Source organism: Herminiimonas sp., from assembly GCF_030655415.1.
The window spans coordinates 766,610-780,699 of record NZ_JAURVN010000014.1 but is presented as its reverse complement, the minus strand read 5'-3'; the positions used below and the strand labels follow the sequence as shown (position 1 = coordinate 780,699).

Below are 14,090 nucleotides of genomic sequence, written 5' to 3'. Positions count from 1 at the left end.
AAGTTTCCATAGAGAAATTGTGACTTTTTGTGACCTAAAATATATTTCTCTAAACACAAGAAATTGTCTTGTTAATGTTGCTGGCAACCACGATAATCCCGGAAGAAATTTAGTTAGTTTCGTCGGGAGAAACAGCAAAAAAAAAAGAAGCGCGTTGAAGGAGATTTTTTCAACGAGTTGCTGGAGGCGAAATAAAAATTAATTGTGTTGGTCAACCTTTAATCACAAGAACAAAAATGACTCTCATGCACTCGCGCTTTATCGTCGCTGCCGCTATTATCGGTAGTTTCGCGGCAAGCTCCGCATCAGCTGAAACGCTCGCGGAAATTTATGCTCTGTCAAAACAGAGCGATCCCAAGTATCTCGCCTTACGTACCGAATATGAAGCAACCGGTTTTGCCGTGACCGAAGCGCGCGCTGCTTTGCTGCCGCAGGTTTCATATCAAATCGGTCGTACGAATACTAATCAAAATATTATCAGTAGTGCAAATCAAGTATTCAATACTGGCACCGCAACCTATCCGACCAACGACAGAACGCTATCGATCACCCAACCAATTTTCCGTCTCGCCTCATGGCGTAACTGGAAGCAATCCAAGGCGACCGAGAAGCAAGCAGCCGCAGCGTATGCAGCCGCCGAACAAGATTTGATTGTGCGTACAGCGACTGCCTACATGGCGGTACTCGCAGCGGAAGATGCACTGGCATTTGCACGCAGCGAAAACGAAGCGATCAAACGTCAATTGTTTTTGGCCGATGCCAAGTTCAAAAGCGGTCAGGCAATCAAGGTCAATCTTTACGATGCAGAAGCACGTAACGCATTGAAAGAGTCAGATGTCATCGCGGCAGAAAATGATCTGTCCGACAAAATTCAAGCACTGCGAGAATTGACTGGCACTGTCGTCACTTCATTGACTCCTTTGCCTAAAGCCATTCCGCTCGTCACGCCTGATCCACAAAACATCGAGGATTGGGTTCGTTCATCACTCGAAAAAAATCTGTTACTCGAAGCACGCATGCAAGCAGTGGATGTTGCGCGTCAAGAGATAGACAAGAAAAAAGCCGGTTATTACCCAACTGCTGATTTGTCGATTGCACGTAATCAACGCGAGACCGGCGGCAGCTTGTTTGGCGGCGGTAGTAACGTCAATCAAAACGATGTGATGTTCCGCATCAATATTCCAATTTATGAAGGCGGCGCAACCAGTGCGCAAACCGGGCAAGCAGGCAAGCATTACGAAACTGCCTTGCACGATCTTGAGCGTGATCGCCGTCAAGTCGAACGTCAAGCCCGCTCCGCCTATAAAGGCGTAGTCAGCGGTGCAGCGCGCGTGCGTGCTCTCGATAAATCGGTCGATGCATTTGAAGGTGCACGTCAGTTAAAAGAAGAAGGTTACAAGGCAGGCTTGTCGACACTTCTGAATGTACTGGATGCAGAGCGTGACCTGTATTCGGCACGACGCGATTACGCACAATCGCGGTACGACTATCAACTCAATACCTTGAAGCTGAAACAGGCGGCAGGGACCTTGAGCGAAGAAGATCTTTTGACGATCAGCAGAGCGATGCAATAAGTTGTTTCGGGCCGTGCGCAGACGATCGGCGTCTACGTAACTAACGGCCTGCAATGCAGCAAAGAGTACAGAACATACTGGAACTACCATGGCTTCGAAAAAACTGGCTTCACTAGGCGGACGTATCGCAAAATCAATACGTCGCTCAGGAGCACCAAGACCTAGCGCACGTCGCAAAACGCTGTTCGAAGCACTCGAACAGCGTTTTTTGCTTTCTGCGGAATTGGTTGTGCCACCGCCGCCAGTGCAGCAAGCTGTCCTTGAAGCGCCATTGCTGATCAATGAGCCCGGTCAAATCAAGCTGACTTTGCCGGCTGATGCTCCTCCCGCTGATGCCTCGCTTACCAATCCGGTTCTTGGTAGCGCGACGCCATCTTCGAATCCTGCCGATACCACCGCCGCACTTGCAAATGCCGATGTTGCAAACGCGCTGCCGGGTACGCAAATCGCGTTATCGGATTTTGCCAAGTACATGGAATCGCGTCCTGCCGCGAGCCAGGTTGTGATTGTTGATTCATCGATTCCGCACGTAGGCAATTTGCTGGATGGCTTGCTGAACGCAATGCCTGCAGGCGAAAACGACACGACCAATCCGAATGCGGATAGCCAAAATCCGTCTGCGGATTCGCCGTCGTTGGGTGCGCAACTGCAAGTCATTCATCGTGGTGACACGGATATCATCGTGCTCGATTCACGTTTCAACGGCGTCGATCAAATCAGCTCCATCCTCAATTCGTACAAGGATCTGGACGCAGTTCAAATTCTGTCGCACGGCAGCAGCGGCACGCTGAATCTCGGCAATGCCGAACTCGATAGCAGCAACCTCGATCAATACAAATCCAGCATAGGTTCGTGGGGCGATGCATTGCGTGCCGGCGGCGATATCGTGTTGTACGGTTGCGATGTTGCGCAGGGCAATTACGGCGTCAATTTTGTGCAGAGTCTGGCGCGTTTGACTGGCGCCGATGTGGCTGCTTCAACTGACGCTACAGGTAACACGGAGCTTGGTGGCAATTGGGCGCTGGAGTATGCAACGGGCCATATTGAAGCCACGACTTATACGATCGATGCTTACGCTTACACACTGGATGTGTTGAGTGGTGCCGAGCTCACCGACGACGTCTTGGTCGGTACCTTGAACGATGATTTGATGTCGGGGAAAACAGGTAATGACACTTATCAATTCTCGGACAACTGGGGTCATGACACCGTTTTTGAAGCGACCGATGCGCTCTTCAAAGACACGCTGGATTTTTCTCTCGTTACAAGCGACCTGACATTCCGTATCAATCTGGATGGCAGCGTTGATGTATGGGGCATTTTGCTGCCGACCAATACTAGCGCTTCTGCATTCGCGGCATTACCGACGACTGTTAGTACTTTGCATGCCGAAGGAATTGAAAATATTCTCGGTGGTCTGGGCAAGAACAACTTTATTTTTATCGGTGCATTGACCGGTACCGTAACCGGTACGCTTGACGGCACAACCACGCTCGATTTTTCTCTGGTTCCGTTAGACATCAACGTCAACATGCAGACGTTGAAAGTCAACAACCTGATGAGCTTTGCGAGCATCGATAGAATCGTTGGTTCTGCCACCGGCAGCAACACAATGGTTGGTGCAAACAAGGTAAATACCTGGGCTATTACAGGTGTTGCGGCAGGTTCTGTGAATGGCACTGCGTTTGAAAAATTCCAGACTCTGACCGGTGGTACCGCGGCCGACACGATCAATTATTCCGCATACACCGCGGGCGTAACGGTCGATTTGTCGACAGGTACTGCGACCGGTTTCACTGCAATCAGCAATTTCAATAACATCGTCGGTTCAGCTTATGCGGACACCTTGACCGGCGATACGCTAGACAACTTGCTGACCGGTGGTGCGGGCGCGGACACGATTGTTGGCGGCGGCGGCGTCGATACGCTGGTCGAAGCATCCGACGCAAACTTTGTCGTTACTGCGGCAACTTTGCACACTGGTACGCTGGAGACCACTGTCGGCGGCACGACCACAACTGATGACTTCAGTGGCATCAGCAAGATATCGATCACTGGCGGCGATAGCGCCAACATCATGAGTGCGTTGGCAGTGTCCGCCGCGTCACAAATCACGGTCACGCTGGATGGCGGTTTTGGTAATGACACGATTACCGGCGGTCAGTACGCCAACTTTTTGATTGGTGGTTTCGGTAACGATACGATCACTGGCGGTGCAGGCGACGACACAGTTACCGGTGGTGGTGGCGTCGATGTCATCGACGGTGGCGTCGGCGGAATCAATACCCTGGTCGAAGCAGCCGATGTGCGCTTTGTTCTGACCGATACCGCGCTCGACATGAGTCAGGGCTCTTCTTCAGTACAAACAATCACCCGTACCGGCACGATTACCGGTGGCACATTCACGTTGACCTTCGACGGACAAACCACCAAGAACATCGCGTGGAATGCCACTGCCGAAGAAGTGCGCGGCGCATTGATCAGCCTCGGCAATATCGGCGATAGCGATGTGGAAGTGAGTGCCACGGCAACCGGCTGGACGGTCTCCTTCACCAATAATCTGGCTGGAATGAACGTCGCCGCCTTGCTGGTTTCGCCGGCGATGGTCGGCAGCGGTGCTATCGTCGTCACGCAAACTACGCTCGGTGAAGTCAAGCGTTCGAGCTTGACTAACATTGCGCGCGCCAAACTGTCTGGGGGCATCAGCAACAACTTGATGGATGCTTCCGCGTTCACCGGCGATGTCGAAATATATGGCGGTTATGGTGACGACGTCTTGATCGGCGGCGCTGGCAATGACACGCTGGATGGCGGCATCGGCGACGATACGCTTACGGGCAATGCGGGTTTGAATCATTACATCGGTGGCAAAGGCATAGACACCATCGTGGAAATTCGCGATGCCAACATGACGCTCACCAACACGTCGTTGACAGTCGGTGGCGTCGTCAGCACAGTTTCTGGTATCGAGCGTGCGACGCTGACAGGTGGCATTGGCGCCAACATCATCAATGCCACGGCGTTTACTGGGATTTCGTTGGATACGCCTTTGTCGTTCTTGAATAACGGCGCTGGCGTCAGTGCAACTGACAATACGCTCGCAATTAGCATTCGCAACCGCCTCGGCACATGGGTGACCATCGATCTGAAAGCGGCGGAAACTGTACAGGATTTGTTTGACGCGATTCATGCTGCCGATGCAACGCTGACTGCGACATTGAATGCAACCGGCGACAAAATAATTATCACTTCAAGCTCTGCAACTGGCGGCTTGGTAGACGTGCAGAACTCAGGTGCATCAACCGCTGCAACTAATCTTGGCCTGCTTGGCGGTACTCAAGCCGGTGCTACGTATACAACTGCTCTGATTGCAGCCGGTTATGTGACGCTGGATGGTGGTACAGGCGACGACGTGTTGACAGGTACGTCAGGCAATGATTTCCTGACCGGCGGTGCGGGTGCAGACAAGATCAATGGTGGCCTTGGCGTTAATACATTGATCGAAGAGCGCGCATCCGGCGCGACCGGTAATACGATGACTTTGACCACCAACTCGTTCAAGGTTGTTGGCGAAGGTGACGATACCCTTACCGATATCCAGAAAGCCGTCCTCAAAGGTGGCACCAAGGTCGATACGATTAACGCAGCTGGTTTTTCAGGTGGCGTTACCTTCTACAGCAATGGTGGCAAGGATATTCTGACTGGCGGTACAGGCAATGACGTCTTCTATATAGATGTTGCAGGTTTGACGGGTACTGACAAAGTTTCGGTGAACACGACAGCGGGTGCCGACAAGGTTTACATGCTGGGCGCAGGCGACATCGATTCCGCTGATTTGAATTGGCTGCAATTGACAGGCGCGACCACCGCCGAGGTTGTTTTCAAAGGCGGTGCAGGTAACCTTACCGAAAACATCGTTTCCGGCGGTGCCAACCTGTCGTTTGAATATGACACGTTCAACCTTAACGGCAAAACGATCAACACCAATAGCACGACCAACGCCGGCAGTATTTCGATAACCGCCGCGCATATTAATTTGAACGGTATCTTGACCGCGATCAGCTCAGGTACAGGCACCAATGGCGCCATCACGATCACTGCGCAAGACACGCTGAGAGATTTCACTGGGCAGGGTTTTGCCAATATTGATTTCAACGAAGCTACAGTTACCGTTGTCGGCGCAAATATCACTGGCGGCAACGTCACGATCACCGCCACTGCAGCGGCACAACGCTATGACATTTCCTACGGTGATTCAGGCATAGGCGGCAAGCTGACAAGTGCAGCGCAAGGCGCATTGGCAGGTATGGAAAGCCTGGCGTTGATCGCCGGCGTCGCCATTTCCACTTCGCGTGCGACGATTAGTATTGATGGCACTAGCGTGATCACCGCCAAAGGTAATTTCGTTGCGCTCGCCACGGCAAAAGCCATCTCCGCACCGAACCCGAAAGGCTTCGGCCTGGGTGTTGCTGTCGGTATCGTCAACACCACTGCCACTGTGACTGTGGACGGTACGATCAACGCGACCGGTTCGATCACATTGCAATCGAATGCCGATAACACGATTAATGTCGTCTCACGTCCGAGCTCAATCGCAGCGGCCAGTATCGCGATTGCAATCAGTATCGTTAATTCGGAATCCACCGCACACGCAACAAGCACCTCCAGCTTGACCAGCGGCGGCAGCATTTATATTAATGCCGAAACGATAGATCGCACGCGTACTCTCGGCGAAGGCAATTCGCCAAAAGACGGCAAGCTGGCCATGGCATTCGTGGTTGGTGTAGAAAACGGCAAAACGCACGCCTATCTGGATGGCAAGGCCGATGCGGGACTGAACATCACGGTCTCTGCTTCCACCAAACAGGCAGACGTATCGCAGGCGCAGCTGTTCAGACAGATTCCAGGCTCGGTGAGTGGTGTCAGGGCATCTGCCAACGTCGGTATCGATTCCACTGGTAGTTTACTAGACGATGCTGAGAAATCTTTGTACTCGAAAGCGGGTAATTTAGGTACTTCAGCGGCTGAGAAGATGGGCCTGCAAAAAGGCGCGCTGGAATCTGCGAAAACCAAAGCGAAAGCCAAGGCAACGGGCATTCCACTGATTGGCGGATTATTCAAGGAAACACCTTCCACCAATAAGTGGGATGTAGGCGCAGCGGTCGCAGTCGCAATCGACACTAACGAAGCGATCGCACGCATAGGTGACGGCGTCACAGTGAATGCTTCCGATGTTGAAGCAAACGGCACGATCTCTGTTCTGGCAAAAGTAGAAAGCCGTCCAGACATCACGTCCTCCAGCTCCGTCGAAAATGAAGCGACCAAGGATGAGACCAAAGGTTCTGTTGCTCAAAACGGCGTGGCAATCGCCATTTCAGTCGGGGTCTATAACAACATTGCGCATGCTGACATCAATGGCAATGCAAAAGTAGACGCGATGGGCACGTTGACGGTTGATGCCAAGACCCTCAATCAAATCGATCCTGATACAGCTTGGGGAAAAAATCTTGAGCAGCCCTTCGCTACCGGCGCAATGACGCCTGACTATAAAAGTACGGATGGCCCGACCGAAGTCGCTAACGGCGACACAGTTGAAGTCGCAACTGGACATGCCGCCGGTGGTGATGTTGGTAGCTGGTACAAGTATCGCGGTGTGCTAGTTCCTGGTTTGCCGGTCGATTTGAGTAAAACTGATTTCACCGACAATGCACTGTGGGAAGACGTCGGTTCGCCAGCCAAATCGGTAGCGACAAACTTTGTTACAAACTTGACCGGTTACCTCAACGACAACCTTGGTTTGGACGATAATCTGGTCGATTCGTGGAGCAACTCCACGGCTGAGGGCCAAGTTGCGACTAAAGCCGGTTCGTTCACCGCGATGGTGCTGAACCATGATGCGTCAGCCAGTATCAAGAGCGGCGCGCAGATCAATCAGGATGCCAATGGCATCACCAACCTCGATAACTTCCGAGGTGGTTTGCAGGATGTGAAAGTCAACGCGCAAAGCGTTCAACATCTGATCAATCTGGTCGGCAACCTTAAGACGCCAGGCATCAACGGTTCGACTGAAAAAGAATGGTCGCTCAAGAACAGTATCTCGAAGCCAGGTGGTGGATTGTCGCCTGCGTCCGGTGGTAGCGGTGTTGGTGCCGCATTTGGTGTGTATGTATTCGATAACGCGGTCAAAGCAGTGGTTGAAGACGGCGTCCGTCTGTATGGCGATAGCCTTGCTGTAACCGCGCAAAATGACGTAGTGACAGCAGTACTTGGTGGTTCTGGTTCCAAAGGTGGCGCATCGGGTGCAAACGGCGTTGGTATTGCAAACGCGGTCCTCAATGACACTTTGGCGCAAGTTGGTAACGATGCATTCATCACGCTTGGTAATCACAAGCTTGGCATGGCGGCCTCGCCGGATGCCGTTGCTTACGTTAGCGCACTTGACCGTTCTTATGTATTTGCTGTCGCAGGTGCAGTCGCATCGGGTGAAAGCAGTGGTACTGGTGTCTCGTTTAGCGTCAACGTGCTTCAGCGCAATACCCAAGCTGTCATCGGTAGTTTGCTCGGTGATAACGTCGCGGGCACTGGTTCATTCGTGGCCAACGGCGACGTTAGCGTTAATGCCAAAAATACCGGCGTGGTCGCCAGTATGGCAATTGCTGGTGCAAAAGCATCCAGCAATCCAACCAATCCGCCCGCCGCAACACCACCTGCTTCCAATCCAGGCACCGGCGGTACGCAAGGCGCGGATGGTTCTGCTCAAAGTCAGGCTGATCTGACCAGTTGGCAAGACAAGATGAAAGCGGTGCTGGCGGAGATGAATAAAGCGCCGGCCGAAGTCAAAGAAGCGACCAAGGAACCAGCTGAATCCAAAGGTAGCTCCGCAGATTCTGGCGCTGTTACTGTCAACATCGTCTACGACAACACGCGCGCTTACGTGCATCGTTTGGGTATCTTGACGGTTGACGATCTGAAGATTGATTCACTCGACAACACGATCGTTGCATCGCTGGCCGGCGCAGCGTCGGTGGCCAAGCCTTCGACCCCGGGCAAAGATGCGAAAGCGATGGCTGGCGCGTTTGGCTTCAATTTCTTTGGCGGTTACAACGAAGCCTTCCTTGATTACGTTACTACACTGACCGCTGATACGGTCAGCATAGAAGCCGCACGTACCGGTTGGATCGTTGCGATGGCAGCCGGTGTCGGTGGCGCTTCTGGTAGTGGTGGCAAAGCGATCGCAGGTTCGGTTGGCGTCAATGTCACTGATAACAAAACAAATTCCAAGTTTGGTCACGTCGGCGGCTCGGTGCTGGGTCTGACTTCGGTCGATGCACACGACGATAACAACATCATTAGTGTTGCCGGCGCTGCTGCATTCGGTGGCAAAGGTGGTTATGGCGTCAGTCTGGGCGTGAATGTCCTGACTAACGATATTTCCTCTACGGTTGATCACGCAAATCTGACCAAGTCGGGCGGCTATCGCGTGACAGCAGATTCTGATGCGATGATCGTCACTGTCTCTGCTTCGCTCGGTATTGCAACTGGTGGTGGCGGTGCGACTGGTACGGCGGTTGCTGGTACGGTTTCGGCCAATATAATCGACAACTCCGTCTCTGCAAAAATCCTGAACAGTGAATCGGCATCAGGTTCGAGTGGCGAGATCACTGTTTCAGCAGCGGATGCTTCCGCAATCTATGCATTTTCGGGCGGCTTTGCGCTCGGTCGCAGCAAGGCATTCGGTGTTGCTGCAGGTGTCAATATCATCGGCAACGATGTGACTGCTGCGATTGAAGATTCGATCCTGTACGCGACTACGGATGCCAAAGTTACGGCTAGCGAAGAAGCGACCATCATGTCCTTTGCCATTGGTGGTGCTGGCTCGGAAAAAACGGCAGTCGCCGGTTCGATCGGTATCAACACAATCGTTGATGGCATCGACGCACACATCAAGAATTCAGAAATCTACACAGCAGGTACAGTTGCTGTCAGCGCACAAGACAAATCGACGCTCGTGTCGCTGGCGGGTGCGGTCGGTATTTCGACCACCGAAAAAGGTGTCGGCGTGGCGATCGGCTGGAACCGTGTCAGTAACGGTATCACCGCTTACATCAACAGCTCGACCGTTGACAGCTCGGCCGGTTCAGTTAGCGTCACCGCGAAATCGAATGCACTGCTGGTTGGAATTGGTGCTGCTGGCGGTGGTGGTCAAGGTACCAGCGGTGCAGGAGCATTGATGATCAACTCGATCGCTAACCAGATCGATGCACACATCAATAATGGTTCTACGATTATTGCAGACGGCGACGTGACTGTTGTCGCGAGTGAATCAGCAAGCTTGTATTCCGCATCACTTGCAATTGGCGTTTCCACCAACGGTTCGGCGATAGGCGCAGTACTGTCGTATAACTTTGTTGGCTCGGCTAACAGCATTGCCGATCCTAATTTGATCTCCATCGCTGATGCGCCAGCTGGCAGCGATGCCAACGGTTCGAAATCAGTGACCGTTGCTGGGAGCGATACGGCGACTGCCGCAGGCGTCACCGCTTATATTGACAGCTCTGCAGTAGCCGCTGACGGTTCGGTCACGATACTTGCTGGTTTCGATGATCCAAGCAAAACCTTGGAGTCGAGCCCGCTGTTGGCTGGTATTAAAAATATTAATCCGTCTACTGTCGTCACCACGACCGACGGTACGATTAGCTTAACTGCACCGCACGGTTATCAAACCGGCGATATTGTCGTCTATAGCCATGGCACAGGGACTGATGTTACCGGTCTGGTAGGCGGTACCAAGTATTACGTCATCGTGGTCGATGCGAATACGGTCAAGCTCGCTACCTCGCAAGAAAATGCGCTGGATAACAAGGCGATTGCATTGACTGCAGCAGGCACTGGCACCAGCCATAGCTTGATCAAATTTGTTGCAACTGCAGCGACACCTATCGTCAAGACCATCGATCCAACATCGGCTGTTAATACCAGTACCGACAAGATCACATCGACCGCGCACGGTTTCGCCGCAGGCGATGAAGTTCAATATAGCCATGGCACAGGTAGCGATATCGTCGGTCTGGTTGCTGGCAGCAATTCTTATTATGTAATCGTGGTTGATGCTGACACGATCAAATTGGCGACTACCAAAGCGAATGCTGTTGCTGGTGTTGCTGTCGATTTGACTGGTAAAGGTAGCGGCACTGCTCACGTCTTGACGCAAGTTCTGGCAACGGCGACTCCGCCGGTTGCTAAAGTGTTCGCCTCGTCTGCAATCAAAGTTTCCACTACCTTTAGCGATACGGTTTCGTTCGCCGCAGCTCATGGCTTGAATACCGGCGATGCCTTTGTTTATCGCAAAGGCGTTACTGCTAACACCGCAATTGGTGGCCTGATCGATGGTGAAACTTATTACGTCATCAAGGTCGATGCAACGCACGTGCGTCTCGCATCGAGTTATGCGGATGCAACTGCGACGGATGCCAAAGCGATTACGCTAACTTCAAAAGGTAGCGGTACCGATCACAGTTTTGTGGTCAAGAAAAGCCAGGTCAATGCAGCCGGCATCGCGATTGCGTTGCCATCAACTATCGGTGCGCAACTCACTAGCGTTACGGTGGCAGGTGCGGGCGGTCAAAATACGGCTGGCGCAGGCGCAGTGTCGCTCAACTTCGTGCGCATGAATGTGTCTGCCTATATTTCCAACACGGGTAGCGTTGCAGGTGTCGAGCGTGAAGTAAAAGCAGGTAGTGGCGACATCACCGTAATGGCACGTGATATTTCGCAAGTTAATACAGGTACCGGTTCACTGGGTATCGCACTCGGCAAGAGCAGCGCAGTTAACGCATCGGTCGGCGTCAACGACATCAAGAATCATGTAACTGCACAAATCGCCGGCGCTAAAGTAACAGCAACAGCGGGTGACGTTGTGGTCAGTGCAGAAGAATCAGCACGCATCATCAACGTCGTTATCGGCGGTGCGGCGGCGACTGGTGGCGGTAATGCAATCGGCGGCTCGTTCGCGATCAACTTGATCAACAACACAGTCGGTGCAAGTATCCAGGGCGGTACTGCTGCTGTTGCATCCACAGTTTACGCATCCAACAATATCTCAGTCACCGCGAAAGACACTGCATCGATTGCAACATTGGCCGGTAATATTTCGGCTGCAATCGGCGGCAAATTCGGTGTGGGTTTTGCGTTTGCGGTCAACAGTATTCAAGACAGCGTTACTGCTGTGATTGACAATGCTTCGGTCGAAGCGCACACCGGTAATATTTTGGTAGAAGCAACGTTTGCCAAACCGAGTTCACTGCCGGTCGGTCTTGATGTACAGATCGCAGCAATGGCTGTCAGTGGCGGCGGTTCAGACACAATTGCAGGCGCAGGTTCTGTTGCGTTGAACTGGGTGCGCAATAGCGTCATCGCAAAAATTTCCAACATCGGTGCATCACAAACGATCAAGGCTGGCAACAAACTGAGTGTGCTGGCTTCGGACAACTCAACCATCAGTTCACTGGCTGGTGCGATTGCGATTTCCGGCATAGGCGCATCTGGTGCGTCGGGTGCAATTGGCGCATCGATTGCATACAACTATTTAGGTGGTGATCCTAACCATCCAACCACGACCAATAACAATGTCGTGCGTGCATCGATAGAAGACATTCTTGGCAGCATCAGCGCTGGCTCACTCGAAATCGGTTCAAGCTATAGCGGCGTCATCAACAACATCACAATCGCAGGCGCAGCGGCAGGCACGTTTGCTCTCGGCGGTGCGGTATCGATCAATCGCATTCGCAATACCAGCGAAGCCTACATTCTGAATGCAGCAAGTATTACGACTACTGGTACGGCAGCCGATAGCGTGTCGATTCATGCAGCAGACACATCGACCATCCGCGTACTGGCAGGTGGCGTTGGAATTGCCATCGCCAAAGAAGGCGGTGCTGGCATCGCGGCGGGCGTTTCAGTTGCATCCAATGTGATTGAAAACACGGTAAGCGGCTATGTAGAGAACGGCAAAATCAACGCTGGTGGCGGCATCGCACTGAGCGCAAAAGAACAAGCAACTGTTGAAGCATTGACAATAGGCGTTGCAGTTGCTGCCAGCACTGGTGGCGGTGGATTCGCAGGTTCAGGTGCAGGTGCTGGTTCCGGAAATAAAGTCAAAAACACGATTTCCAGTTTCATCAAAAACAGCCTGACCGCAAATGGCAAAGGCATCACGGCCGCAGGTTCATTGACGATTACAGCAATCGACGAAGCGGACATCAAGGCTGGAGCAGGCGCATTAGCGTTTGCAGGTTCGTTCGGTGGTGGCGGTGCGGGTGGTTCTGTCGGTATATCGATGGCGACCAACGATATCGCTGACACGACAGAAGCGTATATCCACAGTGCAGACGTTACCGTCACAGGTAATGACATCGTGCTGACAGCAACTGAAAACGCAACGATCCGGGCGCTGACTATCGGCGGCGCGGTCGGTGTTTCCGGCGGTGGCGGCGGTGGCGCCGGTGTGGGCGCAGCGGGCGCGGGTTCGGGTAACAAAATCAAAAACAACGCGTTGGTATCTATTACCAATGGCAGCACAGTGACGACCAGCACCAGCGGTGCAATCAAATTACTGGCCTCCGATACTTCGCACATCACAGCTAATGCTGGTGGTCTGGGTATCGGTATTTCTGCTGGAGGTGGTGGCGGCGCAGGGGTCTCGCTCGGCGTTGCCGCAGCAGACAATAATATTGAAAACAACGTCAAAGCGTATGTTGATAATTCATTGGTGACAGCCGCAGGGGCAGTATTGCTGTCGGCCAGCCAAACTTCGGTCATCGAATCGCTGAGTATCGGTGGCGCGGTTGCAGTATCGGCTGGAGGAGGCGGTGGCGCGGCAGTTGCAGCAGCGGGTGCCGGTTCCAACAACACAATTAAGAATACGGTTGCGGCATATGTCAGCAACAGCCTGACAACTACTGGTGCTAACGGTGTCGAAAAAGGTTTGCGTGCAACCGGCGGCATCACGCTGACGGCAAGCGATGATTCATCGATCACGGCGGATGCTGGCGGTGTCGGTGTCGCGATCCAGGGCGGTGTTGGTGGCGGTGCAGGCGTGGCGATCGGCATTTCGGCTGCGACCAACAAGATCACTAATACAGTTGATGCATACATCGACGGTTCAACAGTGACGGCAAGCTCCAGTGGCATTTTATTGACCGCAACAGAAACAGCTTCGATCGCAGCCCTGACTATCGGTGGCGCGATTGCAGGTTCTGGTGGTGGCGGTGGTGGTGTGGGTGTCGGTCTGGCCGGTGCGGGTTCCGGCAATACGGTATCCAACAAGGCGCGCGCACGAATTCAAAATGGCAGCGATGTTAAAACCGTGACTAGCGGCGCGATAGAGCTGACCGCAAGCGACTTTTCCGAAATTTTGGCAAATGCCGGCGGTGTCGGTATTGCGATTGCCGGCGGTGGTGGTGGCGGTGTTGGCGTGTCGATGGGCGTGGCGGCAGCAAACAACAAGATTGGCAATGA

Annotated in this window: 2 protein-coding genes (1 of these 2 cut by a window edge); both read left to right on the top strand. The window is 53.0% G+C overall.

Features of this window, described 5'->3' with window-relative positions; genetic code table 11:
* Positions 1–236: 236 nt before the first annotated feature.
* A complete protein-coding gene (locus tag Q7T66_RS12770; protein WP_304933691.1) occupies positions 237–1,574 on the top strand; it encodes a TolC family outer membrane protein in 1,338 nt (445 codons plus the stop codon).
* Between the two features lie 88 nt (positions 1,575–1,662).
* Positions 1,663–14,090, top strand: partial view of a DUF4347 domain-containing protein gene (locus Q7T66_RS12765; RefSeq protein ID WP_304933690.1) — the 5' end (the start) only. Its footprint extends 18,736 nt past the window's final position; only the first 12,428 of its 31,164 coding nucleotides appear in the window; it begins with the start codon at positions 1,663–1,665; the stop codon falls past the right edge of the window.